A 23770-nucleotide genomic window follows, 5' to 3' on the forward strand; every position below is an offset into this window, starting at 1 on the left:
GACAAGCGCATGTTGCCCCACCGGGCGGCAGTTCCGATCTTCGAGGCCTTCGATTGCTACCGGCAATGGGAGGCCTTCTTCTTTTGCCGGAGAAGTACCCCCACGATCACAGGAGCTTTAACATTAGCGAGCCAAGAATCAATGAGCGTATCCGCGTCCCCGAGGTGCGGCTGGTCGGCCCTGCAGGTGAACAGGTAGGAGTCGTCCGTATTGAGGATGCCCTGCGTCTGGCTGCCGAGGCTGATCTGGATCTCGTTGAAGTTGCACCGCAGGCCAAGCCTCCGGTGTGCAAGCTGATGGACTTCGGCAAGTACAAGTACGAAGCCGCCGTCAAGGCACGCGAGGCCCGGAAGAATCAGACCAACACGGTGCTGAAGGAAATCCGTTTCCGCCTCAAGATCGACAAGCACGACTACGAGACCAAGCGTGGACACGCGCTGCGGTTCCTCGGCGCCGGCGACAAGGTCAAGGCCATGATCCAGTTCCGCGGCCGTGAGCAGCAGCGCCCCGAGATGGGCATCCGCCTGCTGCAGCGTTTCGCCGAGGACGTCGCCGAGGTGGGCGTGGTGGAATCCAGCCCCCGCATCGACGGCCGCAACATGGTCATGGTGGTCGGCCCGCTCAAGAACAAGGCCGAAGCCAAGGCGGAAGCCCGCCGCGCCACCCAGCGCGCCGAGGCTAAGGCCGAGAATGAGGCCAAGGCGGCGCGGGTCAACACCAACGGCGGCGAAGCCCCCCTGACGCAGTCCCTCGCGGACCTGCTGCCGGAGGGCTACCAGGTCCGGACCGAGGCTGCGGAACCCGAAGAGGCACCCGCTGCCGAGGCGCCGGCCCCCGAGGCCCCCAAGGCTGAGGCTGCCACGGAAGCCGCTCCGAAGACCGAAGCCGCCAAGGCTGAGACCCCGAAGGCTGCGGCTCCGAAGGCGGAGGCCCCGAAGGCGGAAGCTCCCAAGGCTGCGGCTCCGAAGACGGAAGCCCCGAAGGCGGAAGCTCCCAAGGCCGCGGCTCCGAAGGCTGCGGCACCCAAGGCTCCGGCCGCGAAGCCGGCCGCCGAGGCATCCGCCGCGAAGCCCGCTCCGAAGCCTGTTGCCACGCCCAAGCCGGTAGCACGGCCCGCGGCTCCCAAGCCGGCGGCACGGCCCGCGGCCCCCAAGGCCGCGCCGAAGCCTGGCAGCAAGAAGACCAACTGATTCACGGCCGCCGGACCGCAAGGTCCGGTGGCAGTCAACCAGCACGCCGCCCCGAGGGGCGGCTGCCCGAAAGACTGCAGACCCGTTCTGCGGATACGTAAGGAGATCGGTTCCCATGCCGAAGATGAAGACCCACAGCGGTGCTAAGAAGCGCTTCAAGCTGACCGGTAGCGGCAAGCTGCGCCGCCAGCAGGCCAATCGCCGCCACTACCTCGAGCACAAGTCCTCCAGGCTGACCCGCCGCCTCGCCGGCGACAAGATCGTCTTCAAGGGCGACGCCAAGGTCATCCGGAAGATGCTCGGCATCTAAGTTCCAAGTACCCGGACCGATTGCCGCCGGCAACGGTCCACCTACCACTAAGGCTTCTCAGGCCAGCCGGGCTTCCCGGCAGTAGACGCTTGGGATCAGATTTTGAAGGAGTACGCACGTGGCACGTGTGAAGAGGGCGGTAAACGCCCACAAGAAGCGCCGGGTTGTTCTTGAACGCGCAAAGGGTTACCGCGGTCAGCGTTCGCGCTTGTACCGCAAGGCCAAGGAACAGCTGCTGCACTCGTTCGTGTACAGCTACGGCGACCGCAAGAAGAAGAAGGGCGACTTCCGCCGCCTGTGGATCCAGCGCATCAACGCTGCATCCCGCGCCAACGGCCTGACCTACAACCGCCTGATCCAGGGCCTGAAGGCCGCTGAGGTCGAGGTTGACCGCCGCATGCTGGCCGAGCTGGCCGTCTCCGACGCCACCGCCTTCGCCGCGCTGGTCCAGGTCGCCAAGGACTCGCTGCCCGCCGACACCTCCGCGCCGGCCGTGCAGGCCGAGGCTGCCGCCGCCCCCAAGGCTGCGAAGAAGCCGGCTGCCAAGAAGACCGCCGCCGAGAAGGCTGCCAAGTAGTACCGGAGCTCCGCTCCGAGCCTCGCGGCTCAGTTCAGGAACCGCTCTTCGGAGCAACTAAGGTTCTTATATGAACGAAACCGGGCGCCCGCACGCTGAACCACTGTCCAATCCCCGAGCCGATCGGGTCAGGAAGGTGGCGCAGCTTGCCGGGCGCCCGGCGCGTTTAAAGCGCCGGGAGTTCCTGGCCGAAGGCCCGCAGGCGGTCCGCGAGGCCCTGACCCTGCACCAGCAGCGGCTCGCCGACGGCAGGGACGGCGTCGTCCTTGAGGTCTACGCCAGCGAGGACTGCCTGGACCGGCACCCGGAACTCGAAACCCTCGCGGAGGGCACCCGCGCGTTCCTCGCCACAGATGAGGTTCTCGCTGCCATGGCGGACACGGTCACCCCGCAGGGCATCCTGGCCGTCTGCCGCTTCCTCGACGTCGAACTGGCCGACGTCCTCGACGCCGAACCCCGCCTCCTGGCCGTCCTGTGCGAGGTCCGGGACCCCGGCAACGCCGGCACCGTGCTTCGTGCCGCCGACGCCGCCGGAGCGGACGCCGTCATTCTCAGCTCCTCCAGCGTGGACATTTACAACCCCAAGGCGGTGCGGTCCACCGCGGGCTCGATCTTCCACCTCCCGGTGGTCCTCGGCGCAGACATCGCAGACACCGTCGCAGCCTGCACCGAACGCGGCATCGGAGTCCTCGCAGCGGACGGCTACGGACAGCTGAACCTGGACCGGCTGCAGGACGAGAGCGCCGCCCGGCGGCTCGGCGGCGCGGACACGGGATCGGACTACGACCTGGCCCACCCCACCGCCTGGCTGTTCGGCAACGAGGCCCAGGGCCTGTCCGAGGAGCAACTGGCGCTGGCCGGCCACCGGGTAGCGGTGCCTGTCTACGGGTCGGCGGAGAGCCTCAACCTCGGGACCGCCGCCACCGTCTGCCTGTACGCGAGTGCGCGCTCCCAGCGCGCCGCAGGCTGACGAGACGTGTTCTAACTCCCACGACGCGAACAAACGACGGCGGGGGCCCACCGTGTGGTGGGCCCCCGCCGTCGTATGTGTCCCGCGGGGCTCAGTGGCCCGGGCGGGGGATGAGAATTACGTAGTCCGGTTCCGACCGGTGATGGCGCCGTAGATTCCGGCGACGACGAGGCCGCCGACGATGGCCAGGATCCAGGAGCCGAGGTTCCAGAATTCCATCTTGCCGCCGCCGAAGAGCAGGTCGCCGATCCAGCCGCCGACAATGGCACCAACCACACCGAGAACGAGGCTGGTGACCCAGCCGCCGCCAACCCGGCCAGGCATGATTGCCTTAACGATTGCACCTACAATGAGTCCGAGAATGATCCAGCCTAGAAAGCCCATGTCTCCTCCTACATATTCGTCGGCATTCACCTTAGGAATCCCGATTATGGCTTCAAGCTAACACACGGCCCACGGCCTGTCAGCAGTCCCACCCTCAATCGTTATGTGCCCTCTTTGGCCCCGCCGGCACGCGGAATCCGGGTCCCTCCCGGTACGGTTGACCCCTGGAGTCGGGGGCCTCGAAAACGCCCGGCGGCGCCGATCATTTGTCTAAAGGAGAACGGCCCGTGGCTGCTAACGGCGGTACCAAGGCGATTGTGGCGGCGCTGACCGCCAACCTCACGATCGCCGTCCTGAAATTCGTCGCCTTCCTCCTGACGATGTCCTCGTCGATGCTGGCGGAGGCGATCCACTCCGTCGCCGACTCCGGCAACCAGCTGCTGCTGCTTCTGGGCGGCAAGCGCGCCACCAAGCAGGCCAGCCCGGAGCACCCCTTCGGCTACGGACGGGAACGCTACATCTACGCCTTCATCGTCGCCATCGTGCTCTTCAGCGTCGGCGGCCTGTTCGCGCTGTACGAGGCGTGGGGCAAGCTGCAGCACCCGCACGGCATCGAGGGCGGGTTCTGGTGGGTTCCGCTGGCCGTTCTCCTCGGCGCCATCATCGCGGAGTCGTTCTCCTTCCGCACGGCCATCCGCGAGTCCAACCCCCTGCGCGGCAACCAGAGCTGGATCCGCTTCATCCGCAACGCCAAGCAGCCCGAGTTGCCCGTGATCCTGCTGGAAGACTTCGGCGCGCTGCTCGGCCTGCTCTTTGCCCTCCTGGGCGTGGGGCTGACCCTCATCACCGGCAACGGCATCTGGGACGCCCTGGGCACCGGCATGATCGGCCTGCTGCTGGTGGCGATCGCCGCGGTTCTGGCGATCGAAACCAAGTCGCTGCTGCTGGGCGAGTCGGCCACGAAGGCGGACATCGCGAAGATCCGCGGCGCGATCGAGTCAGATGGCACCGGCATCATCCACCTCAAGACCATGCACCTGGGACCCGAGGAACTCCTGGTCGCGGCGAAGATCAGCGTCGGCGCGGCAGACTCCGGCCGTGAGATTGCCGCCGCGATCGACGCCGCCGAGGCCCGGATCCGAGAGGCGGTCCCCACCGCCCGGTTGATCTACCTGGAACCGGACCTGCGGCGCGGCGCGGCCGTCTAGGCCGCGCCGCACCACCGAATCACCGGTCCGGGCAGCCGGCAGGCCGTTGGACCGAACGGCGGTCGCGGTTACCGGACCAGCGGCCTCCGGCGTTCCACGGCCCCACTGAGGACGGCGACGCCAAGGCCCAGCAGCGCCAGCACCGCGCCGACCAGGGCGGGGGCCACGTAGCCCCAGCCCCAGGCGATGACCAGGCCGCCGAGGAAGGCGCCGAGGGCGTTGGCCACGTTCAGGGCGGCGTGGTTCAGCGAGGAGGCAAGCGACGGCGCGTCGGGGGAGGCGTCCAGCAAACGGGTCTGCAGCGCCGGGACCAGCATGGAACCCGCGCCGCCGACGACGAAGACCATCAGGTACGCGGACCACGGCCAGTGCACCGCTACGGCGTACACCACCAGGGCCACGGCGACGCCGGGGAGTACCCAGTAGATGGTGCCCATGACGGACTTGTCGGCGATGCGTCCGCCGACAATGTTGCCCACCACCATGCCGACACCGTAGAGCGCGACGACCAGGGGCAGCCATTCGGCCGGGATCCCGGCGACGTCGGTCATCGTGTGGGCGATATAGGTGTAGGTCGCGAAAAAGCCGCCGAAGCCCACGACGCCGATCAGCACCGCCAGCCAGACCTGCAGCCGCTTGAGGGATGCGAGTTCCCGGCGGATGCTCGCGTCAGCGTGGGGTGCCTGGTACGGGACAAACTTCCACAGCATGGCCATGGTGGCGATCCCGATGATGCCGACCAGGAGGAACAGCAGCCGCCAGCCGAAGTTCTGGCCCAGCCAGGTGCCGAACGGGACGCCGATGACGTTGGAGACCGTCAGGCCGGCCATCACCATCGAAATGGCCCAGCCGCGGCGGGTGGGGGCAACCAGCGAGGAGGCGATCACCGCGGCGACGCCGAAGAACGCGCCGTGCGGCAGGCCGGCCGCGAAGCGGGACACCAGCATGGTGCCGTAATCTGGGGCGATGACCGAGCTGAGGTTCGCGAGGCTGAAGAACAGCATCAGGCCCAGGGCCAGATACTTGCGGGGGAGCTTCGCGCCGACGGCGGCGAGCAGCGGGGCGCCGACCACGACGCCGAGCGCATAGGCGGAGATCAGGTGCCCGGCCTCCGGGGTGCTGATGCCCAGACCGTGCTCGACCTCCTTGAGCAGGCCCATCATCGTGAATTCCGTGGTGCCGATGCCGAAGCCGCCCATGGCCAGCGAAATGATGGCGAGGGTCAGGTTGTAGGAACCGGTCCGGGGTGTGGTGGGGGCGTCGTTAGTTAAAGTCATCCATCTGCTTTTCGATCAGTGAGTGGTCAGTGCCCGGCCGTGGCCGTGGATCAGGGGTTTGCGCAGTTCCGTGTGTGCCAACGCGTGGCGGGCGGCCCGCTATTCCGGATCCGGACTGCGCGGCCGTTCCATTCTCTCCCGGGGCGGGGGTGCGGCGGCACCTAGACTGGGGTCGTGACTGAACTCATCAACGTCGTCGGCGGTGCGATCGTCGATTCCCTGGCCCGGCCCCGGACCCTGCTGGTGGCGAGGCGGACCGCGCCGCCCCGTTTCGCGGGCATGTGGGAGTTCCCCGGCGGCAAGGTGGACCCGGGGGAGACGTCGGAGCAGGCGCTGCACCGGGAACTGTCCGAGGAGCTCGGTGTCCGGGTTGTACTGGGACCTGAATTACCCGCACCCGGGCCGGAAGGCTGGCCGTTAAACCCGACGGCGGTGATGCGGGTTTGGTTTGCCGAACTCGACGGCGGGACCCCGCAGCCGCTGCAGGACCACGACGAACTCCTTTGGGTGCCCCTGGCCGACCCGGAACAGGTGCTGGCGCTGCTTTGGATCCCCGCGGACCTGCCGATCGTCGAGGCGCTCCTCGCGGCCGTCGCCGCGCAGGCCTCAACGCACTAGCCTCAACCAACTAGCCGCGACCCGCCAGGCCCAGCTCGCCAAGCCCAACTCGCAAGACCTACCCTCTATCCGCAGCCCGGACGCCGCCCTACATGGGTAACCGGACCTCAGAACAGCGTGGGCTGGGCGGCCACCGGTTCGGCGGCCGACTCCCCGGTACCGGAGTGACCGCCGCTGCCCGCGGTGCCCCGTCCATGCCTGATGCGCGCCGAGCCCGGCAGGCTGCCCGCCGGGTACCGGGCCTCCTCGTCGCGCGGGTCCTGGTCGATGTCCTCGTGACTGAAACCCGTGGAGCCGATGAAGCCGTGGCGGGCCTTGAAGAAACGGACCCGGCCGGCCAGCCAGGCGCGGTATTCCTTGGACGCGTAGGACCCGCCGCCGTACAGCCGGCGGTACTTTCCGGCGAGTTGGGGGTGTTCCCTGGCGATCCACTGCATGAACCATTCCCGGGTCCCGGGCTTGAGGTACAGGGCCCCGGCGCTGACTCCCGTGGCCCCGGCCGCCGCCAGCGAACCGAAAAGGGAGTCGAGGGCCTCATCCGAGTCGGACAACCACGGCAGGATCGGCATGGCCATCACGCCGCAGGGCAGGCCGGCCTCGCGCAGCCGGGAAATCAGCTTCAACCGGGCCCGGGGACCGGGTGTTCCGGGTTCCACCGCCTCGGACAACTGCTCGTCCGTCATGGCCAGGGAAATGCCCACGCCCACGGGTACCTGGGTGGCCGCGTGCTTCAGCAGCGGGATGTCGCGGGCCAGCAGGGTGCCCTTGGTGAGGATGGAGAGGGGCGTGCCGGAGTCGGCAAGGGCCCGGATGATGCCGGGCATCAACTGGTAGCGGCCCTCGGCGCGCTGGTAGGGGTCTGTGTTGGTACCCAAAGCCACCTGGTGCCGTTGCCACGACGGTTTCGCCAGCTCACGGCGCAGCACCTCCGCGGCGTTGACCTTGACCACCACCTGGCTGTCGAAGTCCAGGCCCGCGTCGAAGTCGAGGTAGGTGTGGGTCTTCCGCGCGAAGCAGTAGACGCAGGCGTGGCTGCAGCCGCGGTAGGGGTTGATGGTCCATTCGAAGGGCATCCGGGAACCGGCGGCCACCTTGTTGAGCACCGATTTGGCGGTGACCTCGTGGAAGGTGACCCCGGCAAACTCCGGGGTGGTGACGGACCGGACCAGGCCCGCCAGCGGCAGCAGCGCCGGTGCGGGCAGCGGAGCCGTCTGGCCGTCGGGGGCCTGCGTCCCGGTCCTGGGCGTCTCTGCATTGAGTGCCTCTGCATCGACTGCTTGTGCATTGAGTGCCTGTGCGTCCCACCTCATGACCTTATTCGAATATATGTTCGATCTTAAGTCAAGGCTGCCCGTCCCGTCCTACCCCGTCCCGTCTCACCCCGTGCCGGGCAAGCACCGACCCGGCTGCGCCGGCCGGCCGTCACCACCGGTCACTGTCCCTCCGGGGCCGCCGCGACGATTGCTAGGCTGGCCCCATGATCCTCCTGACTGGCTTTGAACCCTTCGGCGGCGAAACGACCAACCCCTCCTGGACGGCGGTGCAGCATGCGGCCGGCGTGCTGCGGGCCGAGGGCCTGGAGGTGGCCACCGTGGAACTGCCGTGCGTCTTCGGCGATTCGCTGGTGGCGCTGGACGCCGCGCTCCGGGAGCACCGCCCGGACCTGGTGGTGTGTGCCGGGCAGGCCGGCGGCCGGACCGGCATCTCCCTGGAGCGCGTCGCCATCAACTGTGACGACGCACGGATCCCGGACAACGCCGGGAACGCTCCGGTGGACGAGCCCGTCCTACCCGATGCCCCCGCCGCCTACTTCGGCACCTTGCCGGTCAAGGCCGCGCTGCAGGAACTGCGCCGCCTCGGAATACCCTCCGAGGTTTCTCAGACGGCGGGAACCTACGTCTGCAACCACGTCTTCTTCGGCCTGATGCACGCCCTCCGCGATGAGCCCGGCATCCGCGGCGGATTCGTCCACGTTCCCTTCGGCCCGGATCAGGTGCAGCCCGGAACCGGCGCGGCCTCCCTGCCGCTGGAGCAGATGGGGGAGGCGCTCGCCGTCGTCGTCCGGACGTCCCTGGCGACCACCACCGACCTCAAGCTGGCCGCCGGCGCCATCCACTGACGCGGAGGAACCACACCTGATATCGCGCTGCGGCGGCTCAGTCGAGGAGCTCCCAGACGACGCCGACGGCGGCGGTGACCGAGGCGCTGCCTGCCTCCACCGCGACGGGCTGGGCCGCGGCCGTGCGCAGCAGCGGCACCGGCGGCAGTGCGGGCGGGGACGCCGGATTCTCGGTCACGGAGAGGACCTTGCCCAGCCGCGCCCCTGCCAGGGCGGCGAACTGCCCTGCCCGCGTCAGCGCGTCTTCCCAGGCCATCTCCCGGGCCTCGGACTCGAGGGCGGCCGGATCCGCGAAGCCGAGGTCGATCCCGTGGAGCCGGGCGTCGTCGGCCCCGGCCCGCACCGCGTCGGCGACGACTGCCGCGGAACCGGCCAGGTCGCGGAGCCGGACCCGGAGCGTCCCGGTCGCCAGGTAGCCCGTCACGCGCTGGCCCTGGCCCTCCTGCCAGGTGAACTCGGCGCGCAGGGACAGGCCGGTGCTGGTGATGTCCCGATCCGTCACGCCGTGGCCCCGAAGTGCATCCGTGATGGCGGTCGCGGCGGCACCGGCGTCCCGGTAGGCAGCCTCCACGCCCGGGCGGCGCGACTCGACGCCGATCGAGAGGGTCAGCAGGTCCGGCGCGGACTCGGCGGTGCCGGTGCCCGTCACGGACAGGGTCCTGGGGGAGTTGGTCATGGTGGTCTCACTTTCCGCCGTCGCGGCCTGAGAGGCCGCGGTTGTTGGGTTCGTCGCGGAGGTCGGGGGAACGCCGCCATCCGCGGGGCCGCGCGTCGACGTGTTCCGGGTAGCCGCCGGCGGCCAGGCCCGCGTGCCGTTCGAAGGGGTTGGCCGTGCCGGGGTTTCCGGCACGGCACAGGGACCAGCCGGCCGCGGCGAAGTACAGGGGAAGGAACGGGATTCCGCAGCACAGCGCGTACTGGGTGCTGTGCCGTTCCTCGTGGCCCAGCAGCCCGGGGAAGCCCGCCCCGTCAGGGAAGCAAGGGGAAGGGGAGGACGAAGAAGAGGAGGATGACGAAGGGGAGGAAGGCGGGGGAGATTCGGCGCCGAAGACCCGGTCCGCGTCGGCCCGAAACAGCACGACATTGCCCACCGTGAATGCCGCCGCGTAGGGCAGTTTCCACCGGTAGCCCGCGGCGAGGATCAGGCCGCGCGGTCCGGACGCCACATGGCAGCGGGCACCCGCGGCCAGCAGCAGGCCCAGCAGGGTGCTGCCGTTGAGCAGGTTGGCCAGCTGCCGCAGCCTCGCTCCGGTCCCCATGGGGCCATGCTAGACCCCGGCCGGGGCTCCGGCGCCGTCAACTAGACTGGTTCAGACACCACCCGACTCGTAGCGAAGAACAGTAGATGACTGACACCTTGCCGGGCGCCGCCGTCCCGAACCTTCTGGATGAAGCCGCCATCAACGCCGCCGTAGAGCAGGCCGTCGCCGCCATCGCCGCGGCCTCCACCCTCGAAGAGCTCAAGGCCGCCCGCCTCGCGCACACGGGCGAGAAGTCCGCCCTGAGCCTGGCCAACCGCGAAATCGGCGGCCTGCCCAAGGACCAGAAGGCCGCCGCCGGCAAGCTGATGGGAGCCTCCCGCGGACGGGTCAACAAGGCGCTCGCGGACCGCACTGCGGAACTCGAGGCCGAGAACGACGCCCGCATCCTGGTCGAGGAGACCGTCGACGTCACGGCCGCCCCGCGCCGTCGTCGTGCCGGTGCCCGCCACCCGCTCTCCACCCTCCAGGACCGCGTCGCTGACATCTTCGTCGGCATGGGCTGGGAGATCGCCGAGGGCCCCGAGGTTGAATCCGAGTGGTTCAACTTCGACGCGCTGAACTTCAAGCCGGACCACCCGGCCCGCGAAATGCAGGACACCTTCTTCGTCGAGCCGCCCGAGGCGCACCTTCTCATGCGCACCCACACCTCCCCGGTGCAGGTCCGCTCCATGCTCGAGCGCGAGGTCCCGATCTACGTCCTCTGCCCCGGCAAGGTGTTCCGCACCGACGAGCTGGACGCCACTCACACCCCGGTGTTCCACCAGTTCGAGGGCCTCGCCATCGACAAGAAGCTGTCCATGGCGGACCTGCGCGGCACCCTGGAGCACTTCGCCCGGCAGATGTTCGGCGACGAGGCCCAGATCCGGCTGCGCCCCAACTACTTCCCGTTCACCGAGCCCTCCGCCGAGCTGGACATCTGGCACCCCGGCGCCAAGGGCGGCCCCCGCTGGATCGAGTGGGGCGGCTGCGGCATGGTCAACCCGAACGTGCTCCGCGCGGCCGGCATCGACCCGGACGTCTATTCAGGTTTTGCCTTCGGCATGGGCATCGAGCGGACCCTCATGTTCCGCAACGAGGTCGGCGACATGCGCGACATGATCGAAGGCGATGTACGTTTCAGCGAGCACTTCGGGATGGAGATCTAACAGTGCGTATCCCCCTTTCCTGGCTGCGTGAATTCGCGGCCGTTCCTGCCGGTGCGAGCGCCGAGGAAGTCATGGCCGACCTCGTGAAGGTCGGCTTCGAAGAAGAGGCCGTGCACCGGCCCACCGACACCCTGCAGGGTCCCATCGTCGTCGGCCAGGTGCTGTCCCTGGTCAAGGAACCCCAGTCCAACGGCAAGACCATCAACTGGTGCCAGGTCCGCGTGGTCCCCGAGGGTCAGCAGCAGACCCTCACCGGCGAGGGCATCGACCCCTCCGGCGTGCAGGGCATCATCTGCGGCGCGCACAACTTCGTCGAGGGCGACAAGGTGGTGGTCACCCTTCCGGGCGCCGTGCTGCCCGGCGACTTCCGCATCTCCGCGCGCAAAACCTACGGCCACCTCTCCGCCGGCATGATCGCCTCCGTGCGGGAACTCGGCATCGGCGATGACCACGACGGCATCCTGGTGCTCTCCCGCATCGGGCTTGACCCGGAAATCGGCACCGATGCGATGGAACTGCTCGGCCTCTACGACCAGGCCGCGGAAATCAACGTCACCCCGGACCGGGGCTACGCGTTCTCGATCCGCGGCGTGGCCCGTGAATACGCCCACGCCACCGGAACGCCGTTCACGGACCCGGCGTCGAAGGTCACCGCCCCGGCGGAACTTTCCGGCGGCTTCGACATCAAGCTCAACGACGACGCCCCGATCTACGGAAATGCCGGCTGCGACCGGTTCGTGGTCCGCACCGTCCGCGGTGTCGACGCCACGAAGCCGACCCCGCCGTGGATGGTCTCCCGGCTGCGGCTCGCCGGCATCCGGTCCATCTCGCTGCCGGTGGACATCTCCAACTACGTGATGCTCGAGCTGGGTCAGCCCACGCACTGCTACGACCTGGACACCCTCACCGGCGGCATCGTCGTCCGCCGCGCGGCCCAGGGCGAGAAGATCACCACCCTCGACGACAAGGAGCGCACGCTCGACGCCGAGGACCTGCTGATCACGGACGGTTCCGGCGCGATCGGCATCGCCGGCGTGATGGGCGGCGCGGCGACCGAGGTCTCCGACGCCACCACCAACATCCTGGTCGAGTCCGCACACTTCGACGAGGTCTCGATCGCCCGGTCCCGCCGCCGCCACAAGCTCCCGTCAGAGGCGTCCAAGCGCTTCGAGCGCGGCGTCGACTGGTACGTCGCCCCGGTGGCCGCCCAGCGCGTGGTCGACCTGCTGGTGGAGCTCGCCGGCGGAACGGCCGACGCCGAGGGCACCGACGTCGGCACCGCGCCGGACGCCGTCACCGTGGACCTCCCGGCAACCTTCGCCTCGGAGCGGATCGGCATCGACTTCACCGAGGAGCAGATCCTCACCTCGCTCCGGGACCTGGGCGCCGACGTCCGCACCACCGACGCCGGGTACGCCGTCACGGCCCCGAGCTGGCGGACGGACCTGGAGACCAAGGAAGACCTGTCCGAGGAAATCGCGCGGCTGGTGGGATACGACAAGATCCCCGCCACGCTGCCGGTGGCCCCGCCGGGCCGCGGCCTGACCCGCGTGCAGCAGCAGCGCCGCCGCCTGGTCCAGGCCCTCGCCGACGCCGGCCTCACCGAGGTGCTGGCCTACCCGTTCGTCTCCAAGGCCGCCAACGACACCTTCGGGACCCCGGTTGCCGGGGCGGACCGGAAGGCGCTCAAGCTGGCCAACCCGATCAGCGAGGAACAGGGCTTCCTGCGCACCTCGATCCTGCCCGGCCTGATCGAGGTGGCGAAGCGGAACCACTCCCGCGGCTTCCGCGACCTGGCCCTCTTCGAGACCGGCCTGGTCTTCCTGCCGGGGGAGACCCTCGGCACCGCCTCGATCCCGCCGCTCGGCGCCCGCCCCGCCGAGGAGGTCCTGGACGGACTGTTCGACGGCGTCCCGGACCAGCCGCTGCACCTGGCGGCCGTGCTGACCGGCCACGACAGCCCGGCCGCCCCGGCCCACACCCCGCGGGCCTGGGACTACGCCGACGCGCTGGACATCGCCCGGCTGGCCGGCGACGTGCTCGGCGTCGAACTGGTCGTCAGCCAGGGCAGCCACCAGGCATTCCACCCCGGCCGGGCCGCGCAGCTGGCGCTGCGCACCGGCGAGGTGATCGGCTACGCCGGCGAACTGCACCCCAAGCTGCTCGCGGCGCACGACATGCCCGCCCGCTCGGTGGCGCTGGAACTGAACGCGGACGCCCTGTTCGAGGCGGCCGCCGACGTGATCGTCGCCCGGCCCATCTCCGGCTACCCGGTGGCCACCCAGGACGTCGCCCTCGTGGTGGCGGCCGATGTGCCCGCCGGGGACGTGCTGGAGGCGCTCCGCGAGGGCGCCGGCGATCTGCTGGAAGAGGTGTCCCTGTTCGACGTCTACGCCGGTAAGGGCATCGAGGACGGCAAGAAGTCCCTGGCCTTCAACCTGCGCTTCCGCGCAGACGACCGCACCCTGACCGCGGACGAGGCCTCAGCCGCCCGTGATCTGGCCGTGGCCGCCGCACACGAACGCTTCGGCGCCGTCCAGCGGTAACAAGGCGCAGCGCTAAAGGGGGCCAGGGCTAACAGGATCCGTCGGTACAAACCGGCACCACGAATAAGCTCCCCGCAACCTGCCGGTTGCGGGGAGCTTTTCTCGTTGCGGACGTGACGCTGGGCGTTATGGGACCAGCAGGACCTTGCCGGTGGTGCGCCGATGTTCCAGGTCCGTGTGCGCGGACGCCGCGTCGGCCAGGTCGTACTTCGCGCCGATCCGCACCTTGAGGCTGCCGTCGGCGACGGCGGCGAAGAGCTCGTCCGAGCGCCAACGGCGTTCCTTCGCGTCCCGCAGGTAGTGGACGATGGTGGGCCGGGTGAGGTAGAGCGAGCCGCCGGAGTTCAGCCGCTGCGGATCCACCGCCGGTACCGGGCCGGAGGCGGCGCCGAAGAGCACCAGGGTGCCGCGGACCCTGAGCGCCGCGAGCGAATCGTCGAAGGTGTCCTTGCCGACGCCGTCGTACACCACGTGCACGCCTTCGCCGTTGGTGAGTTCCCGCACCTTAGCCCCGAACCCCTCGTACCGCAGCACATGGTCTGCGCCGGCTTCGCGGGCCAGGGCCTCCTTCTCGTCGGTGGAAACGGTGGTGATGACCCGCGCGCCCTTGGCCTTGAGCAGCTGGATCAGCAGCAGGCCCACGCCGCCGGCGCCGGCGTGCAGCAACACCGTCTGGCCGGCCTTCACCTCGAAGGTCGAGTTGATCAGGTAGTGAGCGGTGATGCCCTGGAGCGGCAGGGCGGCGGCGGTGAAGTCGTCGACGCCGTCGGGCACCGGCAGCGCCTTGTCCGCGTCCACCAGCGCGTACCCGGCGTAGCAGGCGACGCCCTCGGCGGTGGCGACGCGGTCGCCCGCGGAGAATCCGGTCACGCCGTCGCCGGTTTCCTCGACGGTGCCGGAGGCCTCGGAGCCGGGGATGAAGGGGTAGTCCACCTTGTAGACGCCGCTGCGCTTGTAGGTGTCGATGAAGTTCACCCCGACCGCGGCAACCTTGATCAGCAGCTGGCCGGGGCCGGGGACGGGCCGGTCGATGGGGGAGAGCTCAAGGACTTCCGGGCCGCCGGCCTGCCGGGCGACAATAGCGTGCGTCATGTGACTCCTTCGTGTGGGCCTTCCGGGCAGGGCGGTCCGTGCCCGGGGTGCTGTGACCATCCTAGGGACCGGCCCGGGCTCCGCCCAGCATCCATGACGGGGAAGAGGGCACGGTAGGGTCCAGACGTCAGCCCGCGAGAGCATGCATAAATATCAGCAGCGATGCATAGTCTTGCTGTATGCTGGGGGCTATGACTATTTCTGTTGCCGTCTCCGGGGCCAGCGGTTACGCCGGCGGCGAGGTGCTCAGGCTGCTTGCCGGCCACCCGGACGTCACCATCGGGGCTATCACGGCGCACAGCAACGCCGGTTCCAGACTAGGCGAACTCCAGCCGCATCTCCATGGTTTGGCGGACCGGATCCTCGAAGACACCACGGTGGAGAACCTCGCCGGGCACGACGTCGTCTTCCTCGCCCTGCCGCACGGCGCCTCCGCCGCGATCGCAGCGCAGCTGCCCGCGGGCACGGTCGTAATCGACGCCGGCGCCGACCATCGGCTCCAGGACGCGGCGGCATGGGAAAAGTTCTACGGCTCCCCGCACGCCGGCACCTGGCCCTACGGCCTGCCCGAGCTGCCGGGCCAGCGGGAGGCCCTGCGCGGCGCGACCCGCATCGCCGTGCCCGGCTGCTACCCGACGTCGGCGCTGCTGGCGTTGACGCCCGGCTTCAGCAACCACCTGCTGGCGGCCGACGACGTCGTCATCGTCGCCGCCTCGGGAACCTCGGGGGCCGGCAAGGCCGCCAAGGTGAACCTGATCGGCTCCGAGGTCATGGGCTCGATGAGCCCCTACGGCGTGGGCGGCGGCCACCGCCACACACCCGAGATCGAGCAGGGCCTCTCCAACGCGCTGAACTCGCCCGTGACGGTGTCCTTCACTCCCACCCTCGCGCCGATGAGCCGGGGCATCCTCACCACCGCCACCGCCAAGGTGCGGCCGGGCGTCACGGCCGAGGAGCTCCGCCGGGCCTGGGCCGCGGCCTACGACGAGGAGCCCTTCGTCCACCTGCTGCCCGAGGGCCAGTGGCCCACCACCAAGTCCGTCCAGGGCTCCAACCACGCCGCCATGCAGCTGGCCTTCGACGAGCGGATCGGCCGCGTGATCGTCACCTGCGCCATCGACAACCTCACCAAGGGCACCGCCGGCGGCGCCGTCCAGTCCATGAACATCGCCCTCGGCCTGGCGGAAACCGCCGGCCTCAACCTGCAGGGAGTCGCACCGTGAGCATCACCGCACCGAAGGGTTTCCGCGCCGCCGGCGTCAAGGCGGGCCTCAAGGCCTCCGGCAACCCGGACCTGGCCCTGGTGGTCAACGACGGCCCGGCCAAGGCCGCCGCCGCGGTCTTCACCTCCAACCGCGTCGCCGCCGCCCCCGTGCACTGGTCCCGCGAGGTCATCAAGGACGGCCGCGTGGACGCCGTCATCCTCAACTCCGGTGGCGCCAACGCCTGCACCGGCCCGCAGGGCTTCCAGAACACCCACACCACCGCCGAAAAGACCGCCGAGGCCCTCGGCGCCTCGGCGACGGACGTTTTCGTCTGCTCCACCGGCCTGATCGGCGAACAGCTGCCGATGGACAAGCTGGTCCCCGCGATCGGCACCGCCGCCGCCGAATTGAGCGCCGACGGCGGCCCGGCCGCCGCCGCCGCCATCATGACCACCGACTCGGTCTCCAAGCAGGCTCTCTTCACCGGCACCGACGCCGAGGGCCGGCAGTTCACCATCGGCGGCATGGCCAAGGGCGCCGGCATGCTGGCCCCGGGCCTGGCCACCATGCTCGTGGTCCTCACCACCGACGCCGAGGTCCAGCCCGAACTGCTCGACGTCGTGCTGCGCGACGCCACCAGCGTCACCTTCGACCGGACCGACTCGGACGGTTGCATGTCCACCAACGACACCGTGGTGCTGCTGGCCTCCGGCGCCTCCGGCGCCGTCCCCTCCGCCGCGGCGTTCGGCGCCGGCCTGACCCAAGTCTGCGCGGACCTCGCCCGCCAGCTCATCGGCGACGCCGAGGGCTCCAGCCACGACATCGCCATCCGCACCTTCAACGCCGCGAACGAACGCGACGCCGAGGTGGTCAGCCGCGCCGTCGCCCGCTCCAACCTCTTCAAGACCGCGATCTTCGGCAAGGATCCCAACTGGGGCCGCGTGCTCTCGGCCGTCGGCACCACGGACGCCGCCTTCGAACCGGACCAGCTCAACGTCGCGATGAACGGTGTGCAGATCTGCCGCAACGGCAGCATCGGGGAGGACCGATCCTTGGTGGACCTGGAACCGCGCGAGGTCCTGGTCGAGATCGACCTGCGGGCCGGCGAGGCCGAGGCCACCATCTGGACCAACGACCTGACCCACGACTACGTCCACGAGAACAGCGCCTACTCCAGCTGACCGGCCGCCGGACATACTGACGGACACCCCACCACCCGGAAGGGACCACCGCCCATGAACACCGAAGCCCGCGAGACCACCTCCATGGCGGACGCGCAGGACAAGGCCGGCACGCTGATCGAGGCGCTGCCCTGGATCCAGCGCTTCGCCGGCACCACCATGGTGATCAAATACGGCGGCAACGCCATGGTCAACGACGAGCTGCGCCGCGCCTTCGCCGAGGACGTGGTCTTCCTGCACCACGTCGGCATCCACCCCGTGGTGGTGCACGGCGGCGGCCCCCAGATCAACGCCATGCTCGGCCGGCTCGGCATCGAATCCGAGTTCAAGGGCGGCCTGCGCGTCACCACGCCCGAGGCCATGGACGTGGTCCGGATGGTCCTCACCGGCCAGGTGGGCCGCGAACTCGTGGGCCTGATCAACTCCCACGGCCCCTACGCCGTCGGCATGTCCGGCGAGGACGGCGGCCTGCTGCAGGCCGTCCGGACCGGCACCGTGGTCGACGGCGAGGACGTGGACCTGGGCCTGGTGGGCGAGGTCGTCGGCGTGAACCCCGAGGGCATCCTGGACATCATCGCCGCGGGCCGGATTCCCGTGATCTCCACCGTTGCCCCCGAAATCGAGGAGGACGGTTCCACCACCGGGCAGGTCCTTAACGTCAACGCGGACACCGCTGCCGCGGCCGTCGCCTCCGCCCTGGGTGCCTCCAAGCTGGTCATCCTCACCGACGTGGAGGGTCTCTACGCCAACTGGCCGGACAAGTCCTCGCTGATCTCCTCGCTGACCGCCTCCGAGCTGCGCGGGATGCTGCCGCGCCTGGAGTCCGGCATGATCCCGAAGATGGCGGCCTGCCTAAAGGCGGTCGACGACGGCGTCGAGCGCGCCCACATCGTCGACGGTCGGCTGGCCCACTCGATGCTCCTGGAAACCTTTACGACCGCCGGCATCGGCACCCAGGTCGTCCCCGATGAGGAAGTGAACTCATGAACGAACCCCTGAACGCGGCGCCGACCGGCGATGGGGCCCCCGCCCGTCCCCAGTTTTACCCCGACCTCGCAAGCTCGGGCGAGGACCCCGGAAACCGTGGCCCCATCGCGGTGCCCGACCACACCCGGGGCCCCATCGCCGGCTCGGCTCCGGCGCCCTCAGCGGCCGTCATGACCGGAGAGGGTAGTGGTGCGCAGTGGCTTTCCCGCTACTCTTCCTCGCTGCTGGGGGTCTTCGGGGCGCCGCAGCGGGTGCTGGTGCGCGGCGCGGGCTGCCTGGTCTGGGACGCCGACGGCAAGGAATACCTGGACCTGCTCGGCGGCATCGCCGTCAACGCCCTCGGCCACGCCCACCCCTTCGTCACCTCGGTGATTTCCAGCCAGCTCTCCACCCTGGGCCACGTCTCCAACTTCTTCACCAGCCCCACCCAGGTGGCCCTGGCCGAGAAGCTGCTGGAGACCGCCAAGGCCCCCGCCGGGTCCAAGGTCTTCTTCGCGAACTCCGGCACCGAGGCAGTCGAGGCCGCGTTCAAGCTCGCCCGCCGCAACACGGGCGCCGGCCCGGACAATGGAGAGGCCCCGCGCACCAAGATCATCGCGCTGGAGGGCGCCTTCCACGGCCGGACCATGGGCGCGCTGGCTCTCACCTACAAGGAGGCCTACCGGGCACCCTTCGCGCCCCTGCCCGGCGGCGTCGTCCACGTCCCGTTCGGCGACATCGACGCCCTGCTGGCCGAGATCGACGAGACCACGGCTGCCGTCATCCTCGAACCCATCCAGGGTGAGGCCGGCGTCCGGCCCCTGCCGGCCGGCTACCTCAAGGCCGCCCGCGAGGCCACCACCGCCACCGGCGCTCTGCTGATCCTCGATGAGGTCCAGACCGGCATCGGCCGGACCGGCAAGTGGCTCGCCAGCGAGGACGCCGGGATTGTGCCCGACGCCGTGACCCTCGCTAAGGGACTCGGCGGCGGCTTCCCGATCGGGGCCCTCATCACCTACGGCCCGGAGGTCTCGGCGCTGCTCACCGCCGGCCAACACGGCACCACCTTTGGCGGAAACCCCGTGGCCACGGCGGCCGCCCTGGCCACGCTGCACGTGCTGGAGAACCAGCAGGTGCTCGCCCACGTCCGGGAGGTGGGGGAGCACCTGCGCGCCGGCCTCGCCGGGATCGACGGCGTCATCGAGGTCCGCGGCGAAGGGCTGCTCATCGGCTTCGACCTAGACGCCGATGTCGCTCCCGCCGTCGTCGCCGCCGCCCTGGACGCCGGGTTCATCATCAACAGCCCCGGCCCGCACACCATCCGCCTGGCCCCGCCACTGATCCTCACCGAGGCGCAGGCGGACAGCTTCCTGGCCGCACTGCCGGCCCTCCTCCAGACCGCAAAGGACGCCCAGTGACTGCGACTGCCATGTCAAAGCCGAAGACCCGCCACTTCCTCAAGGACACGGACCTGACCCCGGCCGAGCAGGCCGAGGTGCTGGACCTGGCCGTCCGGATGAAGGCCGCCCCGTACAGCGTGCAGCCCTACGCCGCCGAGGCCAGCGGCCGGAAGACCGTCGCCGTCATCTTCGACAAGACCTCCACCCGTACCCGGGTTTCCTTCGCCACCGGCGTCGCGGACATGGGTGGCAACGCGCTGATCATCAACCCCGGCGAGGCCCAGATCGGCCACAAGGAATCCGTCGAGGACACCGCAAAGGTCCTCGAACGCATGGTCTCCACGATCGTATGGCGCACCGGAGCGCACCAGGGACTGGTCGCCATGGCCGCGAACTCCGCCGTCCCCGTCATCAACGCCCTGTGCGATGACTACCACCCGTGCCAGCTCCTGGCCGACCTGCTGACCATCAAGGAGCACAAGGGCTCCCTCGCCGGCCTGACCATGAGCTACCTCGGCGACGCGGCCAACAACATGGCCAACTCCTACCTGCTGGCCGGCGTCACCGCCGGCATGCACGTTCGGATCAGCGGCCCGGAGGGCTACCTGCCGGCGCCGGAGATCGTCGCCGCCGCCGAGGAACGCGCCGCCGGGACCGGCGGCTCCGTTCTCATCACGGCCGACGCCGCCGAGGCCCTGCGCGGCGCCGACGTCGTCGCCACCGACACCTGGGTCTCCATGGGCCAGGAGGACGAGAAGGAAGCCCGGATGCAGCTGTTCCGGGACTACTCCGTCGACGAGGACGCCATGACCCTCGCCGCGCCCGACGCCGTCGTGCTGCACTGCCTGCCCGCCTACCGCGGCTACGAGATCTCCGCCGGCGTGATCGACGGCCCGCAGTCCGTGGTCTGGGACGAGGCCGAAAACCGGCTGCATGCGCAGAAGGCCCTGATGGCCTGGCTGATGCACCATTCCGGCCTCGCCGTCGTCGAGGGCCTGGCACCGGTCGACGGGGCGGACTGATGTCCGTCCAGCCCGCCGCGCAGGGCGCCAGCCCGGCCACCAAGACGGCCCGCCAGGCCCGGATCGCCGCGATCCTGACCGGCGAATCCGTCCGCTCCCAGGCCGAGCTGGCGGCCCTGCTGGCGGACGACGGCGTGCAGGTCACCCAGGCCACCCTGTCCCGGGACCTAGTGGAACTCGGCGCCGTCCGGGTCCGCGGCAAGGAAGGTGTCCTGGTCTACGCGGTCCCCGGCGAGGGCGGCGAACGCGGCGCCAAGAGCGGCGTCACCCAGGAAATCCTGGACGCGCGCCTCGCCCGGCTCTGCGGCGAACTGCTGGTCACCGCCGAGGCCTCCGGAAACCTCGTGGTGCTCCGGACCCCGCCGGGCGCGGCGAACTTCCTGGCCCTGGCGATCGACCACTCGGTGATGCCGTCCATCCTGGGCACCATCGCCGGGGACGACACCGTCCTGCTGGTCACCCGCGACCCGGCCGGCGGGGCCGACGTCGCCGCCCGCTTCCTCGCCATGGCCGACGAAACCGGCCAATAGACCGGCCGTCCGTGGCGCACACTTGTACCAACGACCCAACAGAATTCCCCAACATAAGGAGCATTTGAAGTGACTGAGCGTATTGTGCTGGCCTACTCCGGTGGCCTCGATACTTCCGTGGCCATCGGCTGGATCGGTGAAGCGACCGGCGCCGAGGTCATCGCCGTGGCGGTCGACGTCGGACAGGGCGGCGAGTCGCTGGAGACCATTCGCCAGCGCGCCCTCGGCTGCGGCGCCGTCGAGGCCTACGTGGCCGACGCCTCCGACGAGTTCGCCAACGAATACTGCATGCCCACCCTCAAGGCCAACGCCCTGTACCAGGGCCACTACCCGCTGGTCTCCGCGATCTCCCGCCCGGTGATCGTCAAGCACCTGGTTAAGGCCGCCCGCGAATTCGGCGCCACCACGGTGGCCCACGGCTGCACCGGCAAGGGCAACGACCAGGTCCGCTTCGAGGTCGGCATCCAGACCCTCGGCCCCGACCTGAAGTGCATCGCCCCGGTCCGCGACCTGGCGCTCACCCGCGACAAGGCCATCGCCTTCGCCGAGGAAAAGGGCCTGCCGATCGAGACCACCAAGAAGAACCCGTACTCGATCGACCAGAACGTCTGGGGCCGCGCCGTCGAGACCGGCTACCTCGAGGACATCTGGAACGGTCCCACCAAGGACATCTACGACTACACCGCCACCCCGGAGTTCCCCCCGGCCCCGGATGAGGTCATCATCTCCTTCGAAGCCGGCATCCCGGTCGCGATCGACGGCGTCAAGGTCACCCCGCTGCAGGCCATCCAGGAACTGAACCGCCGCGCCGGCGCCCAGGGCGTGGGCCGCATCGACGTCGTCGAGGACCGCCTCGTCGGCATCAAGTCGCGCGAGATCTATGAGGCCCCCGGCGCCATGGCGCTGATCACCGCGCACAAGCACCTCGAGGACGTCACGATCGAGCGCGAGCAGGCCCGCTTCAAGGCCACGGTCGGCCAGCGCTGGTCCGAGCTGGTCTACGACGGCCAGTGGTTCTCCCCGCTCAAGCGCTCCCTGGACGCCTTCATCGAGGACACCCAGAAGTACGTCTCCGGCGACATCCGCATGACCCTGCACGGCGGGCAGGCCGTCGTCACCGGCCGCCGCTCGGACACCTCGCTGTACGACTTCGACCTCGCCACCTACGACACCGGCGACACCTTCGACCAGTCCATGGCGCGCGGCTTCATCGAGCTGTGGGGCATGTCCGCCAAGGTCGCCTCCGGCCGCGACATCCGCGTCGCCGGAAAGTAGCCCGCGTGGCTGAGCATAAGTCCGAAGCCACGAACACCGGCGCGCTGTGGGGCGGCCGGTTCGCCGGCGGCCCCGCGGACGCCCTCGCGGCCCTGAGCAAGTCCACGCACTTCGACTGGCGGCTGGCCCGCTACGACATCGCCGGGTCCAAGGCGCACGCCCGCGTGCTGCACAAGGCCGGGCTGCTCGACGACGGCGAGCTGGCCGGCATGCTGGACGCCCTGGACCGGCTGGACGCGGACGTCGCCTCCGGCGCGTACACCCCGGCCGAATCCGACGAGGACGTGCACGGTTCGCTCGAACGCGGCCTGATCGAGCGGGCCGGGCCCCAGCTGGGCGGCAAGCTCCGCGCCGGCCGGTCCCGCAACGACCAGGTGGCCACCCTGGGCCGGATGTTCCTGCGCGACCACGCCCGGATCATCGCCCGCGGCGTGCTCGCCACGATCGACGCGCTGGTGGACCAGGCCAAGGCCCACCACGGCGTGGCGATGCCGGGACGGACGCACCTCCAGCACGCCCAGCCGGTGCTGCTCAGCCACCACCTGCTGGCCCACGCCTGGGCGCTGCTGCGCGACGTGCAGCGGCTCGCCGACTGGGACAAGCGCGCCGGCGTCTCGCCCTACGGCTCCGGCGCCTTGGCCGGGTCCTCGCTGGGCCTGGATCCTGAGGCCGTCGCCGCGGACCTGGGCTTCTTCTCCGCGGCGCACAACTCGATCGATGGCACCGCAGCGCGCGACGTCTTCGCCGAGTTCGCCTGGGTCTCCGCCATGATCGGGGTGGACCTGTCCCGGGTCTCGGAGGAAGTGATCCTCTGGGCCACCAAGGAGTTCTCCTTCGTGACCCTGGATGATTCCTACTCCACCGGCTCCTCGATCATGCCGCAGAAGAAGAACCCGGACGTGGCCGAGCTGGCCCGCGGCAAGGCCGGCCGCCTGATTGGCGACCTGACCGGGCTGCTGGCCACCCTGAAGGGCCTGCCGCTGGCGTACAACCGGGACCTGCAGGAGGACAAGGAACCGGTCTTCGACGCCGCCGACACCCTGGAGCTGCTGCTCCCGGCCGTCTCCGGCATGATCGCGACCCTGACGTTCAACACCGAGCGGATGGAGTCCCTGGCACCCCAGGGCTTCGCGCTGGCCACCGACATCGCCGAATGGCTGGTCCGCCAGGGCGTGCCGTTCCGCGAGGCGCACGAGCTCTCCGGTGCCGCCGTCAAGCAGGCCGAAAGCCGCGGCGTCGAACTCTGGGACCTGACCGACGAGGAATACGCGGCCATCTCGGAGCACCTCACGCCGGAGGTCCGCACGGTCCTGTCCACGGAGGGGTCGCTGAACAGCCGCAACTCCCAGGGCGGCACCGCTCCGGCCGCGGTCGAACGCCAGCTGCAGGCGCTCGAGGCCGAGCTGGAAGGCGTGCGCGCCTACGCCGGCTAGCCCCTCCGGACGCTCCCTCACTTCTGGCAGCGTTTCCACCGACGCTCCTGCACCCGTTGCAGGAGCGTCGGTGGATTTCCTGCCAAAGGTGAGGGAGCGTTCTGCGTTGGCCGCCGGAGC

23 protein-coding genes are annotated in these 23770 nt (G+C 69.8%); 17 read left to right on the plus strand and 6 right to left on the minus strand.

Features of this window, described 5'->3' with window-relative positions; translation table 11 throughout:
• Positions 1-65: 65 nt before the first annotated feature.
• The 4 genes from infC (at position 66) to AB0O44_RS10925 (ending at position 3047) form a co-directional block, all read left to right on the plus strand.
• Positions 66-1190, plus strand: a complete 1125-nt coding sequence (gene infC, locus AB0O44_RS10910; protein WP_364137248.1) for a translation initiation factor IF-3 — start codon at positions 66-68, stop codon at positions 1188-1190.
• Between the two features lie 115 nt (positions 1191-1305).
• A complete protein-coding gene (rpmI, locus tag AB0O44_RS10915; protein ID WP_009358635.1) occupies positions 1306-1500 on the plus strand; it encodes a 50S ribosomal protein L35 in 195 nt (64 codons plus the stop codon).
• A 118-nt stretch (positions 1501-1618) separates the two neighbouring features.
• A complete protein-coding gene (gene rplT, locus AB0O44_RS10920; protein WP_290258288.1) occupies positions 1619-2077 on the plus strand; it encodes a 50S ribosomal protein L20 in 459 nt (152 codons plus the stop codon).
• Between the two features lie 70 nt (positions 2078-2147).
• On the plus strand, positions 2148-3047 hold the full coding sequence (locus AB0O44_RS10925) for an RNA methyltransferase (RefSeq protein WP_364137250.1): 900 nt from the start codon (positions 2148-2150) through the stop codon (positions 3045-3047).
• A gap of 117 nt (positions 3048-3164) precedes the next feature.
• Here AB0O44_RS10925 and AB0O44_RS10930 read toward each other — a convergent pair whose 3' ends face one another.
• Entirely contained in the window at positions 3165-3431 is a 267-nt protein-coding gene (locus tag AB0O44_RS10930; protein ID WP_056740672.1) for a GlsB/YeaQ/YmgE family stress response membrane protein, read from the minus strand.
• A 227-nt stretch (positions 3432-3658) separates the two neighbouring features.
• Here AB0O44_RS10930 and AB0O44_RS10935 point away from each other — a divergent pair, with 227 nt between their 5' ends.
• A complete protein-coding gene (locus tag AB0O44_RS10935; RefSeq protein WP_364137252.1) occupies positions 3659-4579 on the plus strand; it encodes a cation diffusion facilitator family transporter in 921 nt (306 codons plus the stop codon).
• Between the two features lie 68 nt (positions 4580-4647).
• Here the strand turns inward: AB0O44_RS10935 and AB0O44_RS10940 are convergent, their stop codons facing one another.
• Entirely contained in the window at positions 4648-5856 is a 1209-nt protein-coding gene (locus AB0O44_RS10940) for an MFS transporter (RefSeq protein WP_364137254.1), read from the minus strand.
• A gap of 174 nt (positions 5857-6030) precedes the next feature.
• On the opposite strand from AB0O44_RS10940, the gene AB0O44_RS10945 reads away from it, so the two are divergent.
• The gene (locus AB0O44_RS10945; RefSeq protein ID WP_364137256.1) at positions 6031-6474 is read left to right on the plus strand and encodes a (deoxy)nucleoside triphosphate pyrophosphohydrolase; all 444 of its coding nucleotides are present in this window, start codon (positions 6031-6033) and stop codon (positions 6472-6474) included.
• Positions 6475-6581: 107 nt separating this feature from the next.
• Here AB0O44_RS10945 and AB0O44_RS10950 read toward each other — a convergent pair whose 3' ends face one another.
• On the minus strand, positions 6582-7784 hold the full coding sequence (locus tag AB0O44_RS10950) for an Rv2578c family radical SAM protein (RefSeq protein ID WP_364137258.1): 1203 nt from the start codon (positions 7782-7784) through the stop codon (positions 6582-6584).
• 167 nt (positions 7785-7951) lie between these two features.
• Between AB0O44_RS10950 and pcp the strand changes: the two genes are divergently transcribed.
• On the plus strand, positions 7952-8593 hold the full coding sequence (gene pcp, locus AB0O44_RS10955; protein WP_364137260.1) for a pyroglutamyl-peptidase I: 642 nt from the start codon (positions 7952-7954) through the stop codon (positions 8591-8593).
• Positions 8594-8630: 37 nt separating this feature from the next.
• On the opposite strand, the gene AB0O44_RS10960 is transcribed toward pcp, so the two are convergent.
• On the minus strand, positions 8631-9269 hold the full coding sequence (locus tag AB0O44_RS10960; protein ID WP_364137262.1) for an SIMPL domain-containing protein: 639 nt from the start codon (positions 9267-9269) through the stop codon (positions 8631-8633).
• A gap of 7 nt (positions 9270-9276) precedes the next feature.
• Positions 9277-9852 (minus strand): hypothetical protein, encoded by a 576-nt coding sequence (locus tag AB0O44_RS10965; RefSeq protein WP_364137264.1) that lies wholly within the window; start codon positions 9850-9852, stop codon positions 9277-9279.
• A gap of 86 nt (positions 9853-9938) precedes the next feature.
• On the opposite strand from AB0O44_RS10965, the gene pheS reads away from it, so the two are divergent.
• Together pheS and pheT are read left to right on the plus strand one after the other, a co-directional pair.
• A complete protein-coding gene (gene pheS, locus AB0O44_RS10970) occupies positions 9939-11000 on the plus strand; it encodes a phenylalanine--tRNA ligase subunit alpha (RefSeq protein ID WP_364137266.1) in 1062 nt (353 codons plus the stop codon).
• A gap of 2 nt (positions 11001-11002) precedes the next feature.
• Positions 11003-13546 carry a phenylalanine--tRNA ligase subunit beta gene (pheT, locus tag AB0O44_RS10975; protein WP_364137268.1) on the plus strand — a complete coding sequence of 848 codons (2544 nt, stop codon included), beginning with the start codon at positions 11003-11005 and terminating at the stop codon, positions 13544-13546.
• 126 nt (positions 13547-13672) lie between these two features.
• On the opposite strand, the gene AB0O44_RS10980 is transcribed toward pheT, so the two are convergent.
• Entirely contained in the window at positions 13673-14638 is a 966-nt protein-coding gene (locus tag AB0O44_RS10980) for a quinone oxidoreductase (protein WP_364137270.1), read from the minus strand.
• A gap of 191 nt (positions 14639-14829) precedes the next feature.
• Here AB0O44_RS10980 and argC point away from each other — a divergent pair, with 191 nt between their 5' ends.
• The 8 genes from argC to argH all read left to right on the plus strand — a co-directional run bounded on the left by argC (position 14830) and on the right by argH (position 23650).
• Positions 14830-15861 (plus strand): N-acetyl-gamma-glutamyl-phosphate reductase, encoded by a 1032-nt coding sequence (gene argC / locus AB0O44_RS10985; RefSeq protein ID WP_364137272.1) that lies wholly within the window; start codon positions 14830-14832, stop codon positions 15859-15861.
• Positions 15858-17024, plus strand: a complete 1167-nt coding sequence (gene argJ / locus AB0O44_RS10990; protein WP_364137274.1) for a bifunctional glutamate N-acetyltransferase/amino-acid acetyltransferase ArgJ — start codon at positions 15858-15860, stop codon at positions 17022-17024. Before argC ends, argJ begins: the two co-directional genes overlap by 4 nt.
• Before the next feature lie 54 nt (positions 17025-17078).
• On the plus strand, positions 17079-18011 hold the full coding sequence (argB, locus tag AB0O44_RS10995; RefSeq protein WP_364137275.1) for an acetylglutamate kinase: 933 nt from the start codon (positions 17079-17081) through the stop codon (positions 18009-18011).
• 170 nt (positions 18012-18181) lie between these two features.
• Positions 18182-19408 carry an acetylornithine transaminase gene (locus AB0O44_RS11000; RefSeq protein WP_364137331.1) on the plus strand — a complete coding sequence of 409 codons (1227 nt, stop codon included), beginning with the start codon at positions 18182-18184 and terminating at the stop codon, positions 19406-19408.
• An 11-nt stretch (positions 19409-19419) separates the two neighbouring features.
• On the plus strand, positions 19420-20412 hold the full coding sequence (gene argF / locus AB0O44_RS11005) for an ornithine carbamoyltransferase (RefSeq protein ID WP_364137333.1): 993 nt from the start codon (positions 19420-19422) through the stop codon (positions 20410-20412).
• Entirely contained in the window at positions 20412-20942 is a 531-nt protein-coding gene (locus AB0O44_RS11010) for an arginine repressor (protein WP_290258273.1), read from the plus strand. Before argF ends, AB0O44_RS11010 begins: the two co-directional genes overlap by 1 nt.
• Positions 20943-21011: 69 nt before the next feature.
• Complete coding sequence (locus AB0O44_RS11015) at positions 21012-22217, plus strand: argininosuccinate synthase (RefSeq protein WP_290258272.1); 1206 nt, start codon at positions 21012-21014, stop codon at positions 22215-22217.
• A 5-nt stretch (positions 22218-22222) separates the two neighbouring features.
• On the plus strand, positions 22223-23650 hold the full coding sequence (gene argH / locus AB0O44_RS11020; RefSeq protein ID WP_364137278.1) for an argininosuccinate lyase: 1428 nt from the start codon (positions 22223-22225) through the stop codon (positions 23648-23650).
• Positions 23651-23770: the final 120 nt, after the last annotated feature.

This window comes from Arthrobacter sp. NPDC080082 (assembly GCF_040686595.1).
In the GTDB taxonomy this organism is placed as follows: domain Bacteria; phylum Actinomycetota; class Actinomycetes; order Actinomycetales; family Micrococcaceae; genus Arthrobacter.